At 69.8% G+C, this 22,572-nt stretch carries 25 protein-coding genes; 18 read left to right on the forward strand and 7 right to left on the reverse strand.

Annotated elements, in window-relative coordinates; translation table 11 throughout:
* Nucleotides 1-85 precede the first annotated feature (85 nt).
* The 8 genes from WFI52_RS05675 to dapF all read left to right on the forward strand — a co-directional run bounded on the left by WFI52_RS05675 (nucleotide 86) and on the right by dapF (nucleotide 6,548).
* Nucleotides 86-403, forward strand: coding sequence for a helix-turn-helix domain-containing protein (locus WFI52_RS05675; protein ID WP_336625703.1), 318 nt, complete (start codon nucleotides 86-88; stop codon nucleotides 401-403).
* A gap of 1 nt (nucleotide 404) precedes the next feature.
* Nucleotides 405-629 (forward strand): DUF3046 domain-containing protein, encoded by a 225-nt coding sequence (locus WFI52_RS05680; protein ID WP_336625702.1) that lies wholly within the window; start codon nucleotides 405-407, stop codon nucleotides 627-629.
* Between the two features lie 243 nt (nucleotides 630-872).
* Entirely contained in the window at nucleotides 873-1,928 is a 1,056-nt protein-coding gene (gene recA, locus WFI52_RS05685; protein WP_336625701.1) for a recombinase RecA, read from the forward strand.
* 53 nt (nucleotides 1,929-1,981) lie between these two features.
* On the forward strand, nucleotides 1,982-2,578 hold the full coding sequence (locus WFI52_RS05690; protein WP_336625700.1) for a regulatory protein RecX: 597 nt from the start codon (nucleotides 1,982-1,984) through the stop codon (nucleotides 2,576-2,578).
* 239 nt (nucleotides 2,579-2,817) lie between these two features.
* Nucleotides 2,818-4,380: a tRNA (N6-isopentenyl adenosine(37)-C2)-methylthiotransferase MiaB gene (gene miaB / locus WFI52_RS05695; protein ID WP_336625699.1), complete on the forward strand. Its 1,563-nt coding sequence runs from the start codon at nucleotides 2,818-2,820 to the stop codon at nucleotides 4,378-4,380.
* The gene (gene miaA / locus WFI52_RS05700) at nucleotides 4,377-5,324 is read left to right on the forward strand and encodes a tRNA (adenosine(37)-N6)-dimethylallyltransferase MiaA (protein ID WP_336625698.1); all 948 of its coding nucleotides are present in this window, start codon (nucleotides 4,377-4,379) and stop codon (nucleotides 5,322-5,324) included. The genes miaB and miaA overlap by 4 nt, the downstream gene beginning before the upstream one ends.
* An 84-nt stretch (nucleotides 5,325-5,408) precedes the next feature.
* Nucleotides 5,409-5,651, forward strand: coding sequence for a GNAT family N-acetyltransferase (locus WFI52_RS05705; protein WP_336625697.1), 243 nt, complete (start codon nucleotides 5,409-5,411; stop codon nucleotides 5,649-5,651).
* A 30-nt stretch (nucleotides 5,652-5,681) separates the two neighbouring features.
* Nucleotides 5,682-6,548, forward strand: coding sequence for a diaminopimelate epimerase (gene dapF, locus WFI52_RS05710; RefSeq protein ID WP_336625696.1), 867 nt, complete (start codon nucleotides 5,682-5,684; stop codon nucleotides 6,546-6,548).
* Between the two features lies 1 nt (nucleotide 6,549).
* Here dapF and WFI52_RS05715 read toward each other — a convergent pair whose 3' ends face one another.
* The gene (locus WFI52_RS05715; RefSeq protein ID WP_336625695.1) at nucleotides 6,550-7,515 is read right to left on the reverse strand and encodes a Dyp-type peroxidase; all 966 of its coding nucleotides are present in this window, start codon (nucleotides 7,513-7,515) and stop codon (nucleotides 6,550-6,552) included.
* Nucleotides 7,512-8,159: a class I SAM-dependent methyltransferase gene (locus WFI52_RS05720; protein WP_336625694.1), complete on the reverse strand. Its 648-nt coding sequence runs from the start codon at nucleotides 8,157-8,159 to the stop codon at nucleotides 7,512-7,514. The genes WFI52_RS05715 and WFI52_RS05720 overlap by 4 nt, the downstream gene beginning before the upstream one ends.
* Before the next feature lie 84 nt (nucleotides 8,160-8,243).
* Here WFI52_RS05720 and hflX point away from each other — a divergent pair, with 84 nt between their 5' ends.
* Nucleotides 8,244-9,791, forward strand: a complete 1,548-nt coding sequence (gene hflX, locus WFI52_RS05725) for a GTPase HflX (RefSeq protein ID WP_336625693.1) — start codon at nucleotides 8,244-8,246, stop codon at nucleotides 9,789-9,791.
* A gap of 24 nt (nucleotides 9,792-9,815) precedes the next feature.
* On the opposite strand, the gene WFI52_RS05730 is transcribed toward hflX, so the two are convergent.
* Complete coding sequence (locus WFI52_RS05730; RefSeq protein WP_336625692.1) at nucleotides 9,816-11,720, reverse strand: alpha/beta hydrolase family protein; 1,905 nt, start codon at nucleotides 11,718-11,720, stop codon at nucleotides 9,816-9,818.
* 35 nt (nucleotides 11,721-11,755) lie between these two features.
* Nucleotides 11,756-12,697: a LysR family transcriptional regulator gene (locus WFI52_RS05735; RefSeq protein ID WP_336625691.1), complete on the reverse strand. Its 942-nt coding sequence runs from the start codon at nucleotides 12,695-12,697 to the stop codon at nucleotides 11,756-11,758.
* Between the two features lie 126 nt (nucleotides 12,698-12,823).
* Here WFI52_RS05735 and WFI52_RS05740 point away from each other — a divergent pair, with 126 nt between their 5' ends.
* Genes WFI52_RS05740 through WFI52_RS05750 form a run of 3 tightly spaced genes read left to right on the forward strand, consistent with a single transcriptional unit; the run spans nucleotide 12,824 to nucleotide 15,482 of the window.
* Nucleotides 12,824-13,858 (forward strand): DUF1852 domain-containing protein, encoded by a 1,035-nt coding sequence (locus WFI52_RS05740; protein WP_336625690.1) that lies wholly within the window; start codon nucleotides 12,824-12,826, stop codon nucleotides 13,856-13,858.
* Nucleotides 13,855-14,916, forward strand: a complete 1,062-nt coding sequence (locus WFI52_RS05745; protein WP_336625689.1) for a methionine synthase — start codon at nucleotides 13,855-13,857, stop codon at nucleotides 14,914-14,916. The genes WFI52_RS05740 and WFI52_RS05745 overlap by 4 nt, the downstream gene beginning before the upstream one ends.
* Nucleotides 14,913-15,482 carry a flavin reductase family protein gene (locus WFI52_RS05750; RefSeq protein ID WP_336625688.1) on the forward strand — a complete coding sequence of 190 codons (570 nt, stop codon included), beginning with the start codon at nucleotides 14,913-14,915 and terminating at the stop codon, nucleotides 15,480-15,482. The genes WFI52_RS05745 and WFI52_RS05750 overlap by 4 nt, the downstream gene beginning before the upstream one ends.
* A 4-nt stretch (nucleotides 15,483-15,486) precedes the next feature.
* Here WFI52_RS05750 and WFI52_RS05755 read toward each other — a convergent pair whose 3' ends face one another.
* Entirely contained in the window at nucleotides 15,487-16,695 is a 1,209-nt protein-coding gene (locus tag WFI52_RS05755; protein WP_336625687.1) for a hypothetical protein, read from the reverse strand.
* A 9-nt stretch (nucleotides 16,696-16,704) separates the two neighbouring features.
* Nucleotides 16,705-17,367 (reverse strand): transcriptional repressor LexA, encoded by a 663-nt coding sequence (gene lexA / locus WFI52_RS05760; RefSeq protein ID WP_336625686.1) that lies wholly within the window; start codon nucleotides 17,365-17,367, stop codon nucleotides 16,705-16,707.
* Nucleotides 17,368-17,626: 259 nt separating this feature from the next.
* Here lexA and WFI52_RS05765 point away from each other — a divergent pair, with 259 nt between their 5' ends.
* The 6 genes from WFI52_RS05765 (at nucleotide 17,627) to WFI52_RS05790 (ending at nucleotide 22,023) form a co-directional block, all read left to right on the forward strand.
* Nucleotides 17,627-17,992: a LysM peptidoglycan-binding domain-containing protein gene (locus WFI52_RS05765; protein ID WP_336625685.1), complete on the forward strand. Its 366-nt coding sequence runs from the start codon at nucleotides 17,627-17,629 to the stop codon at nucleotides 17,990-17,992.
* A gap of 28 nt (nucleotides 17,993-18,020) precedes the next feature.
* Complete coding sequence (locus WFI52_RS05770; RefSeq protein WP_336625684.1) at nucleotides 18,021-19,139, forward strand: histidinol-phosphate transaminase; 1,119 nt, start codon at nucleotides 18,021-18,023, stop codon at nucleotides 19,137-19,139.
* A gap of 26 nt (nucleotides 19,140-19,165) precedes the next feature.
* Nucleotides 19,166-19,792 carry an imidazoleglycerol-phosphate dehydratase HisB gene (gene hisB, locus WFI52_RS05775; protein ID WP_336625683.1) on the forward strand — a complete coding sequence of 209 codons (627 nt, stop codon included), beginning with the start codon at nucleotides 19,166-19,168 and terminating at the stop codon, nucleotides 19,790-19,792.
* Entirely contained in the window at nucleotides 19,789-20,445 is a 657-nt protein-coding gene (gene hisH / locus WFI52_RS05780) for an imidazole glycerol phosphate synthase subunit HisH (RefSeq protein WP_336625682.1), read from the forward strand. The genes hisB and hisH overlap by 4 nt, the downstream gene beginning before the upstream one ends.
* A 92-nt stretch (nucleotides 20,446-20,537) precedes the next feature.
* Nucleotides 20,538-21,284 carry a bifunctional 1-(5-phosphoribosyl)-5-((5-phosphoribosylamino)methylideneamino)imidazole-4-carboxamide isomerase/phosphoribosylanthranilate isomerase PriA gene (gene priA, locus WFI52_RS05785; RefSeq protein ID WP_336625681.1) on the forward strand — a complete coding sequence of 249 codons (747 nt, stop codon included), beginning with the start codon at nucleotides 20,538-20,540 and terminating at the stop codon, nucleotides 21,282-21,284.
* A complete protein-coding gene (locus tag WFI52_RS05790; protein ID WP_336625680.1) occupies nucleotides 21,268-22,023 on the forward strand; it encodes an SseB family protein in 756 nt (251 codons plus the stop codon). Before priA ends, WFI52_RS05790 begins: the two co-directional genes overlap by 17 nt.
* Nucleotides 22,024-22,066: 43 nt before the next feature.
* Here the strand turns inward: WFI52_RS05790 and WFI52_RS05795 are convergent, their stop codons facing one another.
* The gene (locus tag WFI52_RS05795; RefSeq protein ID WP_336625679.1) at nucleotides 22,067-22,486 is read right to left on the reverse strand and encodes a DUF1844 domain-containing protein; all 420 of its coding nucleotides are present in this window, start codon (nucleotides 22,484-22,486) and stop codon (nucleotides 22,067-22,069) included.
* Nucleotides 22,487-22,572: the final 86 nt, after the last annotated feature.

The following is a 22,572-nucleotide window of genomic DNA, read 5'->3' on the forward strand; positions in this document are numbered from 1 at the left end:
GGCCGGGGGTCTAGTGTGACTGGCAAGGTGCTGTACTGTAGTCCACCCGGGACGCGGTTCGATCATCGTAAGGAGGGGGCCCGACATGATCCTGGTACGTCAAGAGATCGGCGAAGTCCTGCGCGACTTCCGCCTGCAGAAGGGGCGCACCCTCCGTCAGGTCGCGGGGCGCGCGAGCGTGGCCCTCGGATACCTCAGCGAGGTGGAGCGCGGCCAGAAGGAGGCGTCGAGCGAGATCCTCGCGTCCGTCGCGGAGGCACTCGATGTGCCCATCTCGACGATCATGCGCGAGGTCGGCGATCGCATCTCGGTGCTCGAGGGGCTGCAGGTCTTCCCCGATGTCGTCCCCGACGACCTCGTCGCGCTCGACCGCGACATCGAGTCGCAGCTCTCGCTGCACTGACGTGCGGCGCAGCGAGTTCGACCGCGCTGTCGCAGATGAGTTCGGTCCGCGCGCACCGTACGTCGTCGGCGACCTGACTCTCGGCGCCGTCGGCTACCGCACGGCCCGTCAGGCGATCGCCGACGGCGTGCCGCCGCGCGACGTGTGGCTGGCGCTGTGCGCCGAGATGGACGTGCCCGAGTCGCGTCGCCACGGCGTGGGGCATCTGGAGCCGCGCCGACACTGAGCGTCGGAGCATCGACGCGCGGCGTGTCGTCGTACTTTTGTTCGACGCTGACATAGGCTCCTCCACAAGAGGTATCGCGGAGAAGTTATCCACCGTTTCGCAGGTTCCGCCGACCGATGTCGGAGGCCCTTCGTAACGTAGGCGGCGTCACCACGACACCTCCGCCTTGTCGCAGATCCCACCCCGTCGGGGTGGGGCGCGACAGCCTACAGGCGACGGATACGCGAACAGAAGGAGCACGTCATGCCATCACCCGCCGACCGCGAGAAGGCCCTCGAATCGGCCCTCGCCCAGATCGACCGGCAGTTCGGAAAGGGCTCGGTGATGCGGCTCGGCAGCGACGAGCGCGCTCCCGTCGCCGTCATTCCCACCGGATCCATCGCCCTGGACGTCGCCCTCGGCGTGGGTGGTCTCCCGCGGGGACGCATCGTGGAGATCTACGGTCCTGAGTCCTCCGGTAAGACGACTCTCACGCTGCACGCGATCGCGAACGTCCAGCGCGCGGGCGGCATCGCCGCCTTCGTGGATGCCGAGCATGCGCTCGACCCCGACTACGCACAGAAGCTCGGCGTCGACATCGATCAGCTGCTCGTCTCGCAGCCCGACACGGGGGAGCAGGCGCTCGAGATCGCCGACATGCTCGTCCGTTCCGGGGCCATCGACCTCGTCGTCATCGACTCGGTCGCAGCGCTCGTCCCCAAGGCTGAGATCGAGGGCGAGATGGGCGACTCGCACGTGGGTCTCCAGGCACGCCTCATGTCGCAGGCGCTCCGCAAGCTCACGGGTGGGCTCAACCAGACCGGCACCACGATGATCTTCATCAACCAGCTGCGCGAAAAGATCGGCGTCTTCTTCGGCTCTCCCGAGACGACCGCCGGCGGCAAGGCGCTGAAGTTCTACGCGTCCGTGCGCCTGGACATTCGTCGCATCGAGACGCTGAAGGACGGCACCGAAGCGGTCGGAAACCGTACCCGCGTGAAGGTCGTCAAGAACAAGATGGCGCCCCCGTTCAAGCAGGCCGAGTTCGACATCCTGTACGGCGTCGGCATTTCCCGCGAGGGCTCCCTCATCGACTACGGCGTCGACCAGGGCATCGTGAAGAAGTCGGGGGCGTGGTACACCTACGACGGCGAGCAGCTGGGGCAGGGCAAGGAGAACGCGCGCAACTTCCTGCTGAAGAACACCGATATCGCCGCCGACATCGAGCAGAAGATCCTTCAGAAGCTCGGCATCGGCCAGCCGAAGTCGGCGGAAGGTGCGGCGCCCGTCGCCGACCTAGCCGAGCGTCGCCCGGCCTGACGTGCTTCGCCGCGATGCACAGTGACGACGGGGGCGAGGAGACTCTCGCCCCCGTGATCCCCTTGTTCGGCGCAGCACCTGAGTGGAACAACACCTGGGCCGGCCATACGGACGAAAGAGACAGCGCGCTTGCGCCGGCCGCCGATGCGGCAGGCGAGGAGATCGCCGCCGCCGGCGAGGCCACGCTTCTGCGAAAGCTGCGCACTCGTTCGCTCTCCGAGCGTGAAGCGCGCGACGTGCTCGCGGCGTGCGAGGTCGATGAGGGGTCACGGGAAGAGATCATCGCCCGATTCATCGGCAACGGATATCTCGACGACGCGCGTCTGGCCGATCAGCTCCTGCACTCCGGCATCGAACGCAAGAGCCAGGGGCGGTCCGCGTTGGCGCGCAGCCTTGCCCAGCGCGGAATCGCCCGCGATGTGATCGATGACGTCCTCGCCGCGCTTCCCCATGACGAGTTCGCGCGGGCGCTCGAGTTCGCACGCACGAAAGCGCGCGCCATGCGCGGGCTGGAGCGTGATGTGGCGCTCCGCCGCCTCTCCGGACAACTAGCGCGCCGCGGGTACGGAGGGCTGTCGCTCGAGGCCGCCCGACGCGCCCTCGACGAAAACGCGCCCACTCGCGGTCGCGGCGTCCGGTTCGAACCCTGATCCGGACGCCGCGGCATCCGATTCGCTCCGCGGCTTCTACGGTATCGACCTGTTCGTCGGGTCGGCGCAGGTGGCGGTGTGGGTTGCCGTCGGCGTGCTCATCGTCGTCGCCGTCGGGTTCACGGCGCTGTCGGCGGGCCGCATTCGCTCGCTCCTGCGCTGACGCACGACTCCGCGAGGCATCCACCCGTCATGCGCCCGGCGTCCCTCCGAGGCGCCGCTCGTACAATGGACCCATCATGACCTCTCCGTCCGCCGCCCCCACCCTCATCGCGCAGTCCTCCGCGGCCGTCACCGCAGACGGTCGCCCGCGCACGTACGAAGTGCGCACCTTCGGCTGCCAGATGAACGTCCACGATTCCGAGCGGCTCTCCGGATCGCTCGAGTCCGCCGGCTACGTTCCCGCCGCTGCCGGTGCGGAGGCCGACGTCGTCGTCATCAACACCTGCGCGGTCCGTGACAACGCCGCGGGCAAGCTCTACGGCACGCTCGGGCACCTGAAGAGTCGCAAGGACAAGCACGAGGGCATGCAGATCGCCGTGGGCGGCTGCATGGCTCAGATGGATAAGGACGCGGTCCAGCAGAAGGCGCCGTGGGTCGATGTCGTCTTCGGCACGCACAACATGGGGTCGCTGCCGACGCTGCTCGAGCGTGCGCGTCACAACGGCGACGCCGAGCTCGAGATCCTCGAGGCGCTCGAGGTCTTCCCGTCCACCCTGCCCACCAAGCGCGACTCGGTATACAGCGGCTGGGTGTCGATCTCCGTCGGCTGCAACAACACGTGCACCTTCTGCATCGTGCCGCACCTGCGCGGCAAAGAGAAGGACCGCCGCCCCGGCGACATCCTGAACGAGATTCGACTGCTCGCCGACGACGGCGCCATCGAGGTGACTCTTCTCGGTCAGAACGTCAACAGCTACGGTGTCGAGTTCGGCGACCGCCAGGCGTTCGGAAAGCTCCTGCGTGCGGCGGGAGAGATCCCCGGCATCGAGCGCATCCGCTTCACGAGCCCGCACCCCGCTGCCTTCACCGACGACGTCATCGACGCGATGGCCGAGACCCCCGCCGTCATGCCGCAGCTGCACATGCCGCTGCAGTCGGGGTCCGACCGCATCCTCAAGGCGATGCGCCGCTCGTACCGCAGCGAGCGGTTCCTCGGGATCCTCGACCGCGTGCGCGAGCGCATCCCGCACGCGGCGATCTCGACTGACATCATCGTCGGCTTCCCCGGTGAGACCGATGAGGACTTCGAGGACACGATGCGCGTCGTCGAGCAGGCGCGGTTCGCCAGCGCTTTCACCTTCCAGTACTCCATCCGCGAGGGAACGCCCGCGGCGACCATGGCCGATCAGGTGCCGAAGGCTGTCGTGCAGGAGCGGTACGAGCGTCTCATCGCCCTGCAGGAGCGGATCTCGCTCGAAGAGAACCAGGCCCAGGTCGGGCGTGAGCTGCAGGTGCTCGTCTCGACCGGCGAGGGCAAGAAGGATGCCGAGACGCACCGTCTCACCGGGCGCGCCGAGGACAACCGTCTCGTCCACTTCGAGCTCCCCACCGGCAGCGACCGCCCTCGACCCGGCGACGTCGTGACAGTGACGGTCAGTCATGCCGCACCCTTCCACCTCCTCGCCGACAGCCCCGACGGCGCTCCGCTGCGGATCCGTCGGACCCGCGCCGGCGACGCCTGGGACCGTACGCAGGCGGAGTCCTGCGGAGTCCCCGCGCCGGCGGTGACGCTCACGGCAGACGGACGCCGCGCGGTCGGCCTCGGCATTCCGGCCCTTCGCCCCGCCGACGTGCGGTGACCGCACCCGCCGAGCCGGCGCGGGCCGCCCGGCCGCCGAGGCTCTGGGCGGTTGTCGGCGCGACCGGAACGGGCAAGACCGACCTCTCGCTCCGGCTCGCCGCTGCGCTCGTGACGCGCGGGCGGGCCGCTGAGATCGTCAACGCCGACGCGATGCAGCTGTACCGCGGCATGGACATCGGCACGGCGAAGCTTCCCGCGACGGAGCGCCGCGGCATCCCGCACCATCTCTTCGACGTGCTCGAGGTCGCCGACGAAGCCGCCGTCGCCTGGTATCAGGATGCCGCGCGTGTTGCCATCGCGCAGATCTTCGCGCGCGGAGCCGATGCCATCCTTGTCGGCGGGTCGGGGCTGTACGTCTCGAGCGTCGTCTACGACTTCCGCTTTCCTCCGCACGACGAGGCGGTGCGTACACGGCTCGAGACCGAGCTGGAAAGCCTCGGCGCCGCAGTTCTGTACGAGCGCCTGCGCGCCCTCGATCCCGCGACGGCCGCCCGCGTCGACGAGCGCAACGGTCGTCGCGTGGTCCGGGCGCTCGAGGTGCTCGCGCAGGGGGCTGACACCCACGGCGCCGCCCTACCGGAGGCGCCGGTGCTCTGGCACGACCCGACGACGATCGTCGGCGTGGCGGTCGACCGCGCCGAGCTCGTCGCTCGATTGGATGACCGGGTCGAGCGCATGTGGGCCGACGGGCTGCTCGCCGAGGTCGACGCCCTCCGGGGGCGGGGGATCGCGGACTCGCCGACCGCGGGTCGCGCGATCGGCTATGCGCAGGCGCTCGCGCAGCTGGACGGAACACTCGGTCAGGACGAGGCGATCGCGCAGACCCAGGCCCTCACGCGGCGCTACGCCCGTCGGCAGGTGTCGTGGTTTCGGCGCTACCCCGACATCCTGTGGACAGCGCCGGACGCCGATGCGACGGCCCTGGCAGACTCGATCGAATGACCATCGAGATCCGCCCGTTCGCCGTCATCGATACGGATGCCGTCGTCGCGCTGTGGCAGGAGACCGGCCTCACGCGCCCGTGGAATGGCGGGCTACGACGGACACCGAGGGTGGCTCTATTACCTCGCCAGCGCGCCGGAGCGCCGGAGCGAGGGCATCGGCCGGCGGCTCGTGGCTCGTGCGGAGGATCTCTTGCGGGAGATGGGATGCCCCAAGGTGCAGCTCATGGTGCGACCCGAGAACGGCGGCGTGCACGACTTCTACGCGGCCGTCGGCTACGAGCCGTTCGAGACCTGGACGACCGCCAAGCGACTCATCGCGGACTGATGCCTTTCGCGCGCCTCTAAGCTGGATGCCATGACTCGGACCGTCGCGTTCACCAAAGGCCACGGCACGGGCAACGACTTCGTGATCCTGCCCGATCCGGACGGTGAGCTTACGCTGAGCAACGATCAGGTGGCTGCTCTCACCGACCGCCGGTTCGGCATCGGCGGCGACGGCACACTGCGCGTCGTCCGCTCGACCCACCTCCCCGAGGGAGCTGCGACGGCGGATGCCGAGTGGTTCATGGACTACCGCAACGCCGACGGCTCCGCCGCCGAGGTGTGCGGCAACGGCATCCGGGTGTTCGCGAAGTACCTCGTCGAGTCGGGGCTCGCGTCGATCGATGAGGCCCCGCTGCGCATCGGCACACGCGCCGGCACGAAGGTGCTCACCCGCAGCGCGCTCGGGTTCGAAGTCGATCTGGGACTGTTCGCGGTCGACGAGTCGGGCGTCCTCGTGCGGGCGCGCGGGCTGGACGTCGCCCGCCCCGGCCTCGGCATCGACGTCGGCAACCCGCACGTCGTCGTCGCGATCGGTGCGACCTCCGAACTCGACGCGCTCGATCTCACGGTGCAGCCCGTGCTGTCCCCCCTCCCGCCGCACGGCGCCAACGTGGAGTTCGTCGTGCCCGCCGACCCGCTCGTGACCGGCGGTGTGGGCGCGATCCGCATGCGTGTCTTCGAGCGCGGTGTGGGTGAGACGCTCTCGTGCGGGACCGGGGTCGCGGCATCCGCCCTCGCCGTGCGGCACTGGGCCGGTGCCGCCGCGCCCGACGAGTGGATCGTCGACGTGCCCGGCGGCACGCTCGGCGTGCGCATCGTGGACGAGCGCGACGGCTCGCACGTGCTGCTGTCAGGCCCCGCGACGCTCGTCTACTCGGGTGAGGTTGCGCTCGCCTGAGTCACTCGCCGAGACCGGCGAGGAGCGTCACCGGGGGCACGAAGAACACGCCTCCTGTCAGCGCCGTCGACACATCGAGCAGGCGATCGTACTTTCCGGGCGGGTCGCCGATGAACATGCGCTCGAGCATCTTCTCGATGACCCACAGTTCGCGCGTGTAGCCGATGAAGTACGTGCCGTACTCGGCCGCGCCGGGGGAGCCGAATGGCATGTTGTCACGCAGGATGTCGTGCTCGATGCCCGCGTCGTCGACGATCGTGGAGAGGGTCTTATGCGACTTCTGGTCGGGCGCGGCCGCATCGTCGAGCTCGATGTTATCGCTCTTGGTGCGACCGATCACCGCCTCCTGCTGCTCGGTCGACAGTTCGCTCCAGCCGGTGAGCGCGTGGACGTACTTCTGCACCACGAGGTAGCTGCCACCGGATCCGGCAGGATCCTCCTCGCCGATGATCGTCGCCGCGGGCAGGGCCGCGCCGACCGGATTCGCGGTGCCGTCGACGAATCCGAGCAGGTCGCGGGCGTCGAAGTACCGGAACCCGACCGTTTCGTCGGCAACCGCGACGGCGTCGCCGAAGCGATCGAGAAGCTGCCGCTCGAGTTCGAAGCACAGGTCTCTGCGGTTCGCGCGGATGTGCAGCAGCAGGTCTCCCGGCGTCGCGGGGGCCGTGTGCACGGCGCCGCGGACGTCGCGGAAGGGGTGCAGTTCGCGAGGCCGAGGAGCTCGCGTGACGGCATCCCACACATCGCTCCCGATGCCGACGGTGCAGGCGAGCGCGGCGGAGAGATCGCGGAAGGAGACGTTCTTCACGATGTCGTCGAGATCCCCGAGGACGCCGCGCACCGTGTCGACCGCCCCCACCGCCTGCGTGAGAGTGAGCGTCAGCAGGACGGCGGAGGAGGTCAGCGGGGCATCGACGCGTTGCGGCTCGATCGGAACCCGGCCGGAGCCGCTCTGACCCGTACTCACGCGTCAACCACCTCGACCGCGCCGGTCCGCACGGCGCCATGGCGCCGCACCTTGAGCACGCGGAATCCGCGTGCCGTTGCCGCCCGGCTGACCGAGAATCCTGCGTGGAATGTGGCATCCAGCCATCTCTGCAATGAATCGGAACCAAGGTTCCGCTGCACGACGAGCCACGCGTCGCTGCGCTCGTCGAGGCGGGGGATCCAACGCTCCAGCAAGCCGTGCAACTCGTTCTTGCCGACGCGGATGGGCGGGTTGGAGCGGATCGTGCGGAAGACCACATCCTCGGGAACATCGTCGGGGAGGGCGGCGTTGATGTTGGAGAGCCCCCACGCCTGCGCATTCCGACGCACGAGATCGAGTGCTCGCTCGTTGACGTCGACCGCCCAGACGGTCGCATGCGGCGACGCGATCGCGAGGCTCATCGCGATCGGGCCCCATCCGCACCCGAGATCCAGCAGATGGCCGCCGGGCGGTGCGGGGGGCGTGTTCGCGAGGAGAACCGCCGTGCCTCCGTCGACGTGATCGGGGCTGAACACCCCGCCCGCGGTCGTCACCTCGCCGGAGCGTCTCGCGAGCGAGACGGGGATGCGGCGCAGGTGCTCTGCACTGGACGGGGACGCACTGAAGTAGTGATCGAGCCCCATGCCCGTCAGCGTACCGGAGCCGCCCACCGGCCAGATAGTCCGCAGAGCGGCTAGACTGCAAGGCTCACTGACGAGAAGGAACGAATGACTCAGGACACCGGCATCACCGAAGCCGAGAACACCGCCACCGACAGCGTCGCCGGGGGCACCGAACCGATCGACCCCGTCGACCGGGTGCTCGCGCGCGCCGAGTCGCGCTCCGGCGTGCACGTGTTCGGCGCCGCCCAGGCGCTGCAGGACGAGGCGACCGTCGCGTACGGCGACACCGACGGCGACCAGTGGGACCGCGAGGAACGCGCGGCGCTGCGGCGGGTGCCGGGACTGTCCACCGAGCTCGAGGACGTCACCGAGGTCGAGTACCGCCAGTTGCGGCTCGAGAACGTCGTCCTCGTCGGCGTCTACCCGCAGGGCTCGCACGACGACGCGGAGAACTCGCTGCGCGAACTCGCGGCGCTCGCCGAGACGGCCGGCGCGGTCGTGCTCGACGGTGTGCTCCAGCGGCGGCCGCATCCCGACCCGGCGACCTACATCGGCCGCGGCAAGGCGGCCGAGCTGCGCGATCTCGTCGCGGCGGTCGGGGCCGACACCGTCATCGCCGACACCGAACTCGCGCCCAGCCAGCGGCGCGCGCTCGAGGACGTCGTGAAGGTCAAGGTCATCGACCGCACGACCGTCATCCTCGATATCTTCAGCCAGCACGCGAAGAGCCGCGAGGGCAAGGCGCAGGTCGAACTGGCCCAGCTCGAGTACCTCCTGCCGCGCCTGCGCGGCTGGGGCGAGTCGATGAGCCGGCAGGCCGGTGGCCAGGTCGGCGCCGGCGGCGCGGGCATGGGCTCGCGCGGCCCCGGTGAGACCAAGATCGAGCTCGACCGCCGCCGCATCCGCACCAAGATGGCGCAGCTGCGCAAGCAGCTCCGCGACTTCGCCCCTGCCCGTGAGGCGAAGCGCGCCGAGCGCAAGCGCCACACGATCCCCGCCGTCGCCATCGCCGGGTACACCAACGCCGGCAAGTCGAGCCTGCTGAACCGTCTCACTCGCGCGGGCGTCCTCGTCGAGAACGCCCTGTTCGCGACGCTCGACACGTCCGTGCGCCGGAGCGAGACCGCCGACGGGCGCGTGTACACCCTCACCGACACCGTCGGTTTCGTGCGGAACCTGCCCCACCAGCTCGTCGAGGCGTTCCGCTCGACCCTCGAAGAGGTGGGGGATGCCGATGTCATCGTCCATGTCGTCGATGGATCCCATCCCGATCCCGCGGCGCAGCTGCAGACCGTCCGCGACGTGATCGGCGATGTCGGCGCGCGCGATATTCCCGAGATCGTGGTCTTCAACAAGGCCGATCTCCTGGACGACGACACCCGCCTCGTGCTGCGGGGGCTTGCGCCGCAGGCGCTGTTCGTCTCATCACGGACGGGGGAAGGGATAGACGAGCTCCGCGCCCGCATCGAGGACACGCTGCCGCTCCCCGCGGTCGAGGTGCGTGCGGTCGTCCCCTACGACCGCGGCGACCTCGTCTCGGCGATCCACGAGCACGGCATCATCGTCAGCGAAGAGCACGGCCCCGAGGGCACCATCCTGCACGCGCACGTGCCGGCGATCCTCGGCGGACGCCTCGCACCCTTCGCGGTCTGACCGGCGTCACGGGAGGCCCGGGCGTCAGTCGAGCGCGATCGGCGGGATGTCGGGCGGCGTGAACCCGAACACGGCACCCAGGAAGGCGATCTCCGCCTCCGTCGCGTCGACGATCGTGTCGGCGCGACGGAAGCCGTGGCCCTCACCCTCGTATAGGCGGTACGCGTGCGGGATGCCGCGCGCCGCGAGAGCATCGCGGATCGCCTCCGACTGCGCCGGAGGGACGACGCGGTCGTCGCTGCCCTGCAGCAGCAGCACCGGCGCGGTGAACCCGTCGACGTGCGTCAGGGGCGACCGCTCGCGGTAGACGTCCTCCGCATCGGGCAGGGGGCCGATCATGCCGTCGAGGTAGCGCGACTCGAAGTCGTGCGTATCCTGTGCGAGTGCGCGCGCGTCGGCCACGCCGTAGCGGCTGATGCCGGCGGCGAACGCGTCAGTGCGGGCCAGTGCTGCGAGTACCGTCCACCCGCCGGCCGAGCCGCCCTTGATGGCGATGCGCCCCGGATCGGCATCGCCGCTCACGACGAGTCCCGTCGCGACCGCGACGACGTCGTCGACGTCGACGACGCCCCACTGGCCGCGCAGACGCTCCCGGTAGTCGCGGCCGTATCCCGTGGATCCGCCGTAGTTCACCTGTACGACCCCGATGCCCCGGCTCGTCAGCGCGATCGTCTTCGCGTCCGCGACCCCGCCTTCGTGCCCGGTCGGTCCGCCGTGGACGAGGACGACGTACGGGGGCCGCTCGTCGGCGGGGCCGATGAGCTCGGGGTGGGTGGGCGGGTGTACGAACGCGTACACAGGCCCGTGCGGGCCGTCCGCGGTGAGCGCTCGCGTTCGCGGCATCCAGTGCGCGTCGATCTCGTCGGGGGTGCCGACGACCTGGCGTGCCGTGCCCGCGTCGACGTCGACGAGCCACAGGCCGCTCGTCCCCGGCGCCTTGCCGGACACGAGCGCCCGGCCGCCGGAGACGGCGTCGACGTTCACCTCACTCGTTGCCGCGATCTCGATCGCGACGACGGTGCCGTCGGTGTCGATACGGACGAGCTCGTCGGATCCGTTCGTGCGGACGGCGACGATGCGGCCATCCGGAAGGATGCCGTACCACCGCATGCCGAGCGACCAGAGGGCACCGCCCGTGTCGGCCTCGGCCGGAGCGAGAGGCGCGGGCGCCTCGAAGCCGTCCGCGCCGTGTGCGCGGCGCCACAGGTTCCATCGGCCTGTCGGCTCGTCGAGGTAGACGAGCTCCGTGTCGCTGCGCCACGTGGGCTGGAGAGCCGCCGTAGTCCCCGCCGTCACGGCGGACCAGGACCGGACGCGGCCGTCGGAGATGGCTCCCACGCGCACCTCGGTGCGATCCCACGGCATGTGCGGGTGGTCCCACGCGATCCAGGCGAGGTGTGTGCCGTCGGGGGAGAGATCGGGCTGGGCGACGAAGTCGCTGTCGGCGACGAGCTGGCGAACGGATGCCTCGCCCTCCAGGGCGACCTCGACGATTCCGTGCCGTACGACGCCCTCGCCCTGCCACTCGCGCACCGCCAGGAGACGGCCGCGCGTGAACCGCAGGCCGCCGTAGCTCGTCGCCTCATCCACGGGGGTGAGCGCACGTGGTTCTTCGCCGGGTACGAGGAGCCAGATGCGCTGATCGGTCTTCTCGACGAAGGCGAGGCGCCCGTCGTCGGTCGCTGCCCACGCACCGCCGCCGTACTCGTGTACGCGCGAGCGGGCGCTCCAGGGTGGCGGGAGGATCTGGGCGGTCCCGGCATCCGTCCGCCGTCGCACCGTCGTGCGGCCGCCCTCTTCGGGAACGGACTGGCCCCACCAGATCTCGTCGCCCACGAAGGCCGCGCCGTCGATGCGCGGCGACGAGGCCGACGCCCACTGCGCGGTGAACGGAGACGGCCAAGATCCGTAGGGCAGCGTGTCGACCATGCCCCTTACGGTACGCGCGCTCACGCGACCAGCGCTCACTCCAGGAGCGTGACGCCGAAGTCGGCGACGACCGCACGCACCTCGGCGAGGTAGCGCTGCGCCTGCTCCGTCAGGGGGATCGCGGCGTGCCCGATCCAGCCGATCTCGATGCGTTCATCGACGTCGAGCGGGACGGCCACGATCTCGGGGTCGAGCTGATCGCTGATGATGCCGGTCGAGATCGTGTAGCCGTCGAGGCCGATCATGAGGTTGAAGATCGTCGCGCGATCCGACACCCGGATCTCCTGTGCGCTGGAGCGCGTGGAGAGGATCTCCTCCGCGAAGTAGAAGGAGTTGTTCGCGCCCTGATCGAAGGTCAGCCGCGGCAGTCCCGCGAGGTCGGCGAGGGTCGCGCGCGCCTTCGTCGCGAGGGGGTTCCGTCGCGAGACGAAGATGTGCGGCTCGGCGATGAAGAGCGGGTGGAACGCGAGCCCGGAATCACGCAGCAGCCGCTCCATCACGGCACGGTTGAAGTCGTTGCGGTAGAGGATGCCGAGCTCGCTGCGGAGCGTCCGGACGTCTTCGATGATGTCCCACGTGCGCGTCTCGCGCAGAGAGAACTCATACTCGGCCGCGCCGCTTGCCCTGACCATCCGGACGAAGGCATCGACGGCGAACGAATAGTGCTGCGCCGAGACGCCGAGCAGGCGCCGCGAGGGCGGACGGCCGAGGTAGCGCTGTTCGAGCAGCTCCACCTGCTCGACGACCTGGCGGGCATAGCCGAGGAACTCGGCCCCCTCATCGGTGAGGCGCACACCTCGCGTCGAGCGGACGAGGAGCGCGCGGCCGACGCGGGCCTCGAGATCCTTCATCGCCGCCGACATCGTCGGCTGCGCGACGTACAGCACGTCGGCGGCCGCGGAGATCGATCCCTCCGCGGCGACCTCGATGAAGTAGCGGAGCTGCTGGAGGGTGAGCCCGCTCGGTGCCTGAGCCATAGCGCAAGGCTATACCTATCCATAGTTTCACCGAGTTACCCGATATCCGGGAACCGCTGCACGATGGAATCGACTCGTTTCACGTCAGGCCGACCCGCGGCCGCAGACCCACAGGAGTGGCCCCTCATGGCGGAGGACTTCGCGTTCAACATCAGCACGACCCGGTTCGACGAGGAGTACGCGCCGTCGGAGAGCTCGCGCATCACGACCAACTTCGCGAACCTCGCGCGCGGCGAGCGCCGTCAGGAGAACCTCCGCGGTGCGCTCACGATGATCGACAACCGCTTCAACGACCTCGCGGACTGGGACAACCCGGCGGGCGACCGCTACACCGTCGAACTCGACATCGTCTCGGTCGAGTTGCAGTTCGCGGCCCAGCCGCGTCACAGCGCGGATGCCGCCGACAGCGCGGACGAGAAGTTCCCGCTGCTCGAAGTCCTCGACATCCACATCGTCGACACGCGGACGGGCACCCGCACGCACGGCATCGTGGGCAACAACTTCTCGTCGTACGTCCGCGACTTCGACTTCAGTGTCGTCCTGCCCGCGGCGAACGAAGGGCGCACGGGCGCGCCTGTGCTCCCCGACGGCTTCGGAGTGCTCCACGGCGCGCTGTTCCAGAACTTCCTCGCCTCCGACGCGTACCGCGGTCGGTTCCCGCAGGCACCCGTCATCTGCATCAGCGTTTCGACGAGCAAGACCTATCACCGCACGAGCAACCGCCACCCCGTGCTGGGCGTGGAGTATCAGCAGGAGGAGTACTCGCTCACCGACGAGTACTTCGCCAAGATGGGTCTGCAGGTGCGGTACTTCATGCCGCGGGGCAGTGTCGCGCCGCTCGCGTTCTACTTCCGCGGCGACCTGCTCGCGGACTACTCCGACCTGCAGCTGATCGGCACGATCAGCACGATGGAGACGTTCCAGAAGATCTACCGTCCCGAGATCTACAACGCCAACTCCGCAGCCCCCGCCGTGTACCGTCCGACGCTCGGCGCGCAGGACTTCTCGCGCACACTGATCGACTACGACCGTGAGGAGCGCAGCCGCCTCGCCGTCACCCAGGGGCGCTTCACGCAGGAGCACTTCATCGAGCCGCACCGCGACGTGCTCGAGAGCTGGCTGGCGCAGAACACGGCGCAGACCACGGTGCCGGTCGCATGAGCTCCGCCGCCGCACCCGAGCTGCTCCCCACGACGATCGTGGGGAGTCTGCCCAAACCCTCCTGGCTCGCGCAGCCCGAGGTCCTCTGGTCGCCGTGGGCGCTGGAGGGCGAGGCGCTCGTGGAGGGCAAGCAGGACGCGCTGCGCATCGCCGTGCAGGAGCAGACTCGACGCGGGATCGACATTCTCAGCGACGGCGAGCAGACCCGTCAGCACTTCGTGACGACGTTCATCGAGCATCTGAGCGGGGTCGACTTCGCGAAGCGCGAGACCGTGCGCATCCGCGACCGTTACGACGCGAGCGTTCCGACGGTCGTCGGCGAGGTGCGCCGCGAGCGCCCCGTGTTCGTCGACGATGCGCGGTTCCTGCGCGAGAGCACCGACCGTCCGATCAAGTGGGCGCTGCCCGGCCCGATGACGATGGTCGACACGCTCTACGACGCCCACTACAAGAGCCGCGAGAAGCTGGCGTGGGAGTTCGCGACGATCCTCAACGAGGAGGCGCGTGCGCTCGAAGCCGCCGGCGTCGACGTCATCCAGTTCGACGAGCCCTCATTCAACGTCTTCTTCGACGAGGTGAAGGACTGGGGGGTGGCGACGCTCGAGCGGGCGACGGAAGGTCTGCGTGCCGAGACCGCCGTCCACATCTGCTACGGCTACGGGATCAAGGCGAACACCGACTGGAAAGCGAGCCTCGGATCGCAGTGGCGGCAGTACGAGGAGTCGTTCCCGCTGCTGCAGCGCTCGAGCATCGACATCATCTCGCTCGAGTGCCAGCACTCGCACGTGCCGATGGAGCTCATCGAGCTCGTCCGCGGCAAGAAGGTCATGCTCGGTGCGATCGATGTGGCCGACGAGACGGTCGAGACACCCGAGGAGGTCGCCGACACCCTGCGCCGCGCCCTCGCGTTCGTCGACGCGGACAAGCTCATCCCGAGCACCAACTGCGGGATGGCGCCCTTCCCGCGGGGCGTCGCGCTGCACAAGCTCAGCGCGCTGAGTGCGGGGGCGGCCATCGTCCGTGAGGAACTCACGGTCTCCGCCGGGAGCCGGCGGTGACCGCGCCTGCGGGTGCGCCGACCGGCGCCGCGGCCCGCCACGGCTTCGCCTCGTCTCTCTCGGCCGATGAGTTCAAGGCGCTCTTCCGTGGACACCCCGGCGGCGTCGCCGTCATCACCGCCGATGCGGGCGACGGGCCCGTCGCCCTGACGGCAACGTCGGTCGTATCGGTGAGCGCGGAGCCGCCGCTGCTCATCTTCTCGATCTCGGCGCTCTCCTCGTCATCCGATGCTCTCTCCCGCGCCGAGACCGTCGTCGTCCACCTCTTGGACGCGAACGACATCGACGTGGCGAAGCTCGGCGCGTCCCGCGGGGTCGACCGCTTCGCGCAGGCGCAGAGCTGGTCGAGGCTCCCGACGGGGGAGCCCGTGTACGACGGAGTGCGCGCCTGGGTGCGCTGTGCCGTCATCGATCGCATGGATGCCGGGACATCCACCGTCATCGCGGCGCACGCGCTCGAGAGCGGTTTCGGGCGTGAGCTCGGTGCGGGTGATGCGGGAGATGCGCTCGTCTACCACAACCGCGCGTGGCACCGACTCAGCGACCAGTCGCGTATCGACGCCTGAGCGGTCACGCTTCGTCGGGGCGCGTCTGCAGCAGTTCGGTGATCCACCACGTGAGCAGCGCGACGACCGTCACGAGCGCCACTTCGCTCGCCGATAGCGGGCGCAGCGCGAACAGCCCGGCGATGACGACGAGGGCGATCACGGCACGCACGACTCCCCGCTGTGCGAAGAGCCAGCGGCCGACGGCGCCGGTACCGATTCCCCGGCCGATACGCGCGCGTCGAACGTCGCTGTTCACCGCGCCGATGACGCCGCGGAGGGCGATCGCCGCCCGCGACCGCCCGTGCGTCCAGGCGAGCACCGCGACGACGGCACCCACGAGGGCGACGATCGCGGACGTCCGCGCCATCCCGTCAGCGATCTGCGCGTAGATCGCGGCGAGGGCGGACGGTTCGAGCCCGGTCTGAGTGCCGACGGTCGTCATCAGGCCCGCACCGATCGCGATCCCGATCGCAAGTGCGCCCCCACCGATGAGGAGCCCGAGCCCGGCACCCAGCAGCGCCGTCGCACGTCGGCGCGCGACGAGGATCCCGGCGGCGAGCAGTCCGAGCGTCACGACGGGGGCCCAGTAGCCGACCGCCGCGGCGACCGCGTGGCCTGTGCGGATCATCGCGAGAGTCTCACCCGTGCCGAGGATCACCACCCGATCGACCGGTGGAATGAGACCGGCGACTCTCACGCCCTGCGCGGTCAGGTGCTGCTTCACGGCATCGACAATGGCGCCGAGCTGGATGCCGACGCCGTCGTCCGTGCGGACGACGAGACCACCGCCGTCCGACGTCGCCGCGGTCGTGAGGGCCCGGTGGCCGGCGCGCGTCGCCGTCGCCCACACCGCTGCGAATCCGTCCGAGGTCACGACCTGCGTCACGGCGCGATCGACCAGGCTTTCGAGGCCGTCCGCCGCGGGCTGCGAGAGGAGCGACAGAGCGGATGCCGCGGCCGGCGGGAGCCCGAGGCTCACGATCCCGTCGATCGCGGTGGAGGTGATCGCCGCGAAATCGACCTGATCCGTGATGGCGGCCGTCGTCTCGTCGATGATCATCTTCTGGACCGCGGGATCCGATGCGAGGGGAGCGAGGGTCGCGACGAACGTGTCCTCCTCGACGAGCTGCGCGCGGCCCCACGCCGTGGCGATCGAGACCGGCACGAGAACCGATGCCACGACGATGCAGAGCGCTGAGATCCACGCGCGCCACCGCCCGCGACCGCCCACGGCCGTGATTCAGACCGCGCGGAGGACGGCGACGACCTTGCCCAACACGGTGGCGTCGTCGCCGAGAATCGGCTCGAACGCCGTGTTGCGCGGCAGCAGCCAGGTGTGTCCGTCGCGCTGGCGGAACGTCTTGACAGTCGCCTCGCCGTCGAGCATGGCCGCGACGATGTCGCCGTTGTTCGCGTTCGGCTGCGAACGGACGACGACCCAGTCGCCGTCGCAGATCGCGGCGTCGATCATCGACTCGCCGCTCACCTTCAGCATGAACAGCTCGCCCTTGCCCACGAGCTGACGGGGGAGCGGGAAGATCTCCTCCACCTGCTGGTCCGCGGTGATGGGGACACCGGCGGCGATGCGACCCACGAGCGGCACGAGCGCGGCGTCGCCCACCACGGGCGCTTCGTCGGCGGGGTTCTCGACGGAGGAGCCGGGCAGATCGATGAGGACCTCCATCGCGCGAGTCTTACCCGCATCGCGGCGCAGGTAGCCGCTGAGCTCCAGCTGGTTGAGCTGGTGGGTGACGCTCGAGAGCGACTTGAGTCCGACGGCGTCGCCGATCTCGCGCATGCTCGGCGGATAGCCGTGCCGCGCGATGGAGCGCTGAATGACCTCCAGGATCGCGAGCTGCTTGTCGCTCAGGCTTTTGCGTCGCCGAGTCTGCGGCCGTTCCATGTCGCTCTCCTTCGATCGCACCGGACGCTCTCGTCTTCGAATGTCGGAGGTCGGTGATGGGGTGTCCTCGTCGAAACCGTATCCGGTAACGAGCGTCCGCACTGACAGGCTCACGCGTGTCGCGTTCGATTCGCTTCCGATCAGATGCGTTCTTGACATCCGCAATATATCGAAGATAGATTCGGAAGAGAACTTCGCATCCGGCTCTCCCGGCCGAGAGTCGGATGCGAAGATCACGACTTCCGTCGAGGAGAAGACCATGACCACGATCGACCTCACCGCCGCCACGTTCGCCCGTCGCGTTCCGACGACGCGACTGCGTCTGACTGTGCGGGGACGGCGTGTGCTCGCGGCGATCGCCGCGCTTCCCGCGGTCCTCGCGCTCGCATTCGCAATCGTGTCGGGTGGTGGCGCGCTCGCCTCGAACGATGCCGGCGCTCCGGCGGGCTCGTTCGAGCAGGTGACGGTCATGCCCGGCGACACGCTGTGGTCGATCGCCGAAGCGGCTGACCCGGCATCCGACCCGCGCGACGTGGTGGATGAGATCGTCCGCCTGAACGCGCTCCCGTCGGGTGCGCTGACGGTCGGGCAGACGATCTCACTCCCCGCCCGCGCCGAGCGCTGAGGCTTCGGTCGCGCCGTACGATGGTGCTGTGAGCGCGCGTCTCGATGACCTCCCCCTCCGGCCCGACCTGCGTGGGCTGACTCCCTACGGGGCACCGCAGGCGCCGCTGCCGGTTGCCCTCAACGTCAACGAGAACACCCACCCGGTGCCGGAGGATGTGGCCGACGACATCCTCGATTCGCTGGCGCACGCGCTGCGCGACGTCAATCGGTACCCGGATCGCGAGTTCACGGCGCTGCGCGAGGGATTCGCCGATTACCTCGGGCACGGACTGCTACCCGAGCAGATCTGGGCGGCGAACGGGTCGAACGAGGTCCTGCAGCACCTCCTCCAAGCCTTCGGCGGCCCGGGCCGCACGGCGTTCGGGTTCGGTCCCACCTATTCGATGTATCCGCTGCTGACCCGTGCCACGGGCGCGTCGTACGTCGCCGGAACGCGCGGCGTGGATTTCACGATCACGCCCGAGGATGCCGCGACGCAGATCGAGGAGGCGAAGCCCGACGTCACCTTCCTGTGCTCGCCCAACAACCCCACCGGGACCCCGCTCGGCCTCGATGTGATCGAGTCCGTGTACGAGGCGACCGAGGGCATCGTGATCGTCGACGAGGCGTACCAGGAGTTCGCTCCGCGCGACTCCCGCTCCGCGCTCACACTGCTGCCGGGCCGAGAGCGGCTCGTGGTTTCGCGCACGATGAGCAAGGCGTTCGCGTTCGCCGGTGCGCGCGTGGGCTATCTGGCCGCAGACCCGGCGCTCATCGATGCGCTGCGTCTCGTCCGGCTGCCGTACCACCTCAGCGCCCTGACGCAGGCGGCGGCGATCGCGGCCCTGCGTCACGCTCCCGCCATGCTCGCGATGGTCGACGACATCGTCGCGCAGCGCGATCGGATCTCCGCGACCCTCGATGCCCTCGGCTACGAGCCGTTCGAGAGTTGGACGAATTTCGTGCTCTTCGCCGGCGTCAACGACCCGGCCGCGACATGGCAGGGGCTCTACGACCAGGGCGTTCTCGTCCGTGACGTCGGACTGCCGCGGAGCTTGCGCGTGACCGCGGGCACCGAAGACGAGTCGACGGCGTTCCTCGACGCCCTCGCCTCGCTCGGTGCTGGCGGGGCGCACGCGGGAACGACGGCGCGGGCACAGGGCTGAGAGCGTGCGTCGCTAGACTCGGCAGCATGGCATCCGCGTCACTCCCGCCCGTCTCTCGCCGCACGGCATCCCTCCGTCGGGTCACGAGCGAGTCCACCGTCGAGCTCGACCTCGATCTGGACGGTACGGGTACGAGCCACATCGACACGACGGTGCCGTTCTTCGACCACCTCCTGACCGCGTTCGCGAAGCACTCGCTCACCGATCTCACCGTCCGCGCCTCCGGCGACACGCACATCGACGCGCACCACACTGTGGAGGACGTCGCGATCGTGCTCGGTCAGGCGATCCGGCAGGCGCTCGGCGACAAGGCCGGGATCTCGCGCTACGGCGACGCCCTCGTCCCCCTCGACGAGGCTCTCGCGCAGGCCGTGGTCGACATCAGCGGTCGCCCGTACCTCGTCCACACGGGCGAGCCCGCGGGTTACGAGCACCACCTCATCGGCGGCCACTTCACGGGTGCGCTCGTGCGGCACACGTTCGAGGCGATCGCCTTCAACGGCGGTCTCACGGTGCACGTCACGGTGCTCGGTGGGCGTGATCCGCACCACATCGCCGAGGCGGAGTACAAGGCGTTCGCGCGCGCGTTCCGCCAGGCGAAGGCGATCGATCCGCTCGTCGAGGGCATCCCGAGTACGAAGGGCGCCCTGTGACGGAGGACACGTCCCGCCCGGTCGTCGCCGTCTTGGACTACGGCTCGGGCAATGTCCACTCCGCGGTCAAGGCTCTCGTCGCTGCCGGCGCCGACGCCCGGCTGACGGCTGATCGCGGCCTCGTCGCCGACGCCGAAGGCCTGGTCGTCCCGGGCGTCGGGGCTTTCAGCGCGGTCATGGGCGCGCTTCGCGGCATCCGCGGCGATGAGCTCATCGAGCGGCGACTGGCGGGCGGTCGTCCCGTGCTCGGCATCTGCGTCGGCATGCAGGTGCTGTTCGAGCACGGCGTCGAGCGCGGCGTCGAAACCGACGGTCTCGGTGAGTGGCCCGGCGCAGTCACAGAACTCGATGCGCCCGTCCTCCCGCACATGGGCTGGAACACGGTGCGCGCGGGGGAGGGCTCGATCCTGTTCGAGGGCATCGAGGATGAGCGGTTCTACTTCGTGCACTCGTACGGCGCTCAGCACTGGACCCTCGAGTCGATGCGGCCCTTCCGCGCGCCCGTGACGACGTGGTGCGACTACGGCCAGCCGTTCCTCGCCGCGGTCGAGAACGGTCCGCTGAGCGCGACGCAGTTCCATCCCGAGAAGAGCGGCGCCGCGGGCATCCGACTGCTCGGCAACTGGATCTCCGCTCTCCCGCGGACGGCGTGAGTGTACGACGCGCGCGCGGCGGACGGGTAGTCTCTCTCATTGTGCCGCGGCTCGACCGACGAGATCCCCGGCGATGACCCCCACTTGGAGCCATGAACGATTTCGCGTCGACCCCTGAACTGATCCTCCTGCCGGCTGTCGATGTCGCCGACGGCAAGGCCGTGCGTCTCACGCAGGGTGAGGCGGGGACCGAGACCAACTACGGCGACCCGGTCGACGCCGCCCTCGCCTGGGCGCGTGACGGCGCACAGTGGATCCACCTCGTCGACCTCGATGCCGCGTTCGGGCGGGGCAACAACACGGCCGTCATCCGCAAGGCCATCAAGCAGCTGCGGGGGGTTCAGGTCGAGCTCTCCGGCGGCATCCGCGACGACGCGTCGCTGGAGGCGGCCCTCGACTCGGGCGCCGCGCGGATCAACCTCGGCACCGCGGCCCTCGAGAACCCCGAGTGGGCCGCTGACGTCATCGGCCGCTACGGCGAGGCGATCGCGGTCGGCCTCGATGTGCGCGGAACCACGCTCGCCGCGCGCGGCTGGACGCGTGACGGCGGCGACCTGTGGCAGGTGCTGGAGCGTCTGGAGGATGCCGGGTGCAGCCGCTACGTCGTCACCGACGTCACGAAGGACGGCACGCTTCGGGGACCGAACCTCGACCTCCTGCGCGAGGTGACATCGCGCACGACGCGGCCTGTCGTCGCGTCCGGCGGCATCTCCAACCTCGACGACATCGCGGCGCTGCGCGCCCTCGTGCCGCTCGGTGTCGAAGGCGCGATCGTCGGCAAGGCGCTGTACGCGGGCGCCTTCACGCTCGCCGAGGCGTTGGATGTCGCAGCAGGCTGACAGCGCCGGCGTTCCGTGGGCAGGGCGCAGCTTCGCATCGAACCCCCACGCGGGCGATGACGGATCGGCGGATGCCGCGCTGTTGCGCGCGCTCGAGGACGTCCACGCCGGCAAGGGTGACGCCGTCGCGGTCGTCGAGGCCTACCGTTCGGCACGCCTGCTGATTCCGCTCGTCGCCGAGGCGGGGGACGTGGGTGTCGCGCCGTCCGGCCTCGCCGTCGACAAGACGCAGGAGCTCTCGATCGTGACGGTCGCCGCTCCCGACGGGCGGCGCGTGCTCCCCGTCTTCACATCCGTCGCGACTCTCGCCGCGTGGGATCCGCGCGCGCGTCCCGTGCCCGTCGACGGCGTGCGCACAGCCCTCTCGGCTGCCGCGGACGACACCGACCTGATCGTGATCGACCCGATGTCGTCGACGGAGTTCGTGCTCCGGCGCCCCGCCGTGTGGGCGATCGGTCAGGGGCAGCGGTGGGAGCCGGCGCATCGTTCGCCGGAGGTCTTCTCGGGCCTGCAGGCATCCATCGGCGGCGAGCTCGGCGTCATCGACCTCGCCGTGGAAGACGGCGACCCGTCCGGGCGCCTCCGCGGGCCGGAACTGGTCGTGCGCCTCCACCTCGTCGACGGCCTCGTGCAGGCCGAGCTCGACGCGATCCTGCAGCGCCTCGCGGCACGCTGGGCGGCGGACGACCGCGTCGCCGTGCTCGTCGACTCTCTGACGGTCAAACTTCTCCGCGCCTGAACCCGCGCCCCGCGCCGATCGCGTCGGGTGACCGGCGATCGGGTCAGGTGACCGGGCCGGTCCACTTCTCGCCGGGGCCCTTGCCGATCGGGTCGGGGATGACGGATGCCTCGCGGAAGGCGAGCTGCACCGACCGCAGTCCATCGCGCAGCGATCGGGCATGCATGTCGCTGATCTCGGGAGCGCCGGCGGTGATGAGTCCCGCGAGGGCGTTGATGAGCTTGCGGGCCTCATCGAGGTCGGTCTGGGTTTCGGGCGCGTCGGCGAGCCCGACCTTGACCGCTGCCGCGCTCATGAGGTGGACGGCCGCGGTCGTGATGACTTCGACCGCGGGGACGTCGGCGATGTCGCGGGATGCCGCGGCGGCAGCCCGCTCCTGGTCCTCCCAGCGCGCGAGGCGGTCGGCGTCCTCAGCGGAGGACGCAGCGTGCGAATGGTCGGAGGAGGGGACGTTCGTGGTCACGGATCGCTTTCTGCTAGACTTGCCGCGCACCGGAGTGTTCTGCTCCGGATCGAAAGTGGATCACATCCCACCCGCGCTTGCCGCTC

It is taken from the genome of Microbacterium sp. MMO-20 (assembly GCF_037147735.1).
In the GTDB taxonomy this organism is placed as follows: domain Bacteria; phylum Actinomycetota; class Actinomycetes; order Actinomycetales; family Microbacteriaceae; genus Microbacterium.

Coding starts and splice junctions, on each gene's coding strand:
- hisB (WP_336625683.1), top strand. CDS start 19,166: ATGGCATCCGCGTCACTCCCGCCCGTCTCTCGCCGCACGGCATCCCTC.
- WFI52_RS05745 (WP_336625689.1), top strand. CDS start 13,855: ATGAGCTCCGCCGCCGCACCCGAGCTGCTCCCCACGACGATCGTGGGG.
- WFI52_RS05790 (WP_336625680.1), top strand. CDS start 21,268: ATGTCGCAGCAGGCTGACAGCGCCGGCGTTCCGTGGGCAGGGCGCAGC.
- hflX (WP_336625693.1), top strand. CDS start 8,244: ATGACTCAGGACACCGGCATCACCGAAGCCGAGAACACCGCCACCGAC.
- dapF (WP_336625696.1), top strand. CDS start 5,682: ATGACTCGGACCGTCGCGTTCACCAAAGGCCACGGCACGGGCAACGAC.
- WFI52_RS05740 (WP_336625690.1), top strand. CDS start 12,824: ATGGCGGAGGACTTCGCGTTCAACATCAGCACGACCCGGTTCGACGAG.
- WFI52_RS05720 (WP_336625694.1), bottom strand. CDS start 8,159: ATGGGGCTCGATCACTACTTCAGTGCGTCCCCGTCCAGTGCAGAGCAC.
- recA (WP_336625701.1), top strand. CDS start 873: ATGCCATCACCCGCCGACCGCGAGAAGGCCCTCGAATCGGCCCTCGCC.
- WFI52_RS05735 (WP_336625691.1), bottom strand. CDS start 12,697: ATGGCTCAGGCACCGAGCGGGCTCACCCTCCAGCAGCTCCGCTACTTC.
- WFI52_RS05705 (WP_336625697.1), top strand. CDS start 5,409: ATGGCGGGCTACGACGGACACCGAGGGTGGCTCTATTACCTCGCCAGC.
- priA (WP_336625681.1), top strand. CDS start 20,538: ATGAACGATTTCGCGTCGACCCCTGAACTGATCCTCCTGCCGGCTGTC.
- miaB (WP_336625699.1), top strand. CDS start 2,818: ATGACCTCTCCGTCCGCCGCCCCCACCCTCATCGCGCAGTCCTCCGCG.
- WFI52_RS05675 (WP_336625703.1), top strand. CDS start 86: ATGATCCTGGTACGTCAAGAGATCGGCGAAGTCCTGCGCGACTTCCGC.
- WFI52_RS05730 (WP_336625692.1), bottom strand. CDS start 11,720: ATGGTCGACACGCTGCCCTACGGATCTTGGCCGTCTCCGTTCACCGCG.
- WFI52_RS05765 (WP_336625685.1), top strand. CDS start 17,627: ATGACCACGATCGACCTCACCGCCGCCACGTTCGCCCGTCGCGTTCCG.
- lexA (WP_336625686.1), bottom strand. CDS start 17,367: ATGGAACGGCCGCAGACTCGGCGACGCAAAAGCCTGAGCGACAAGCAG.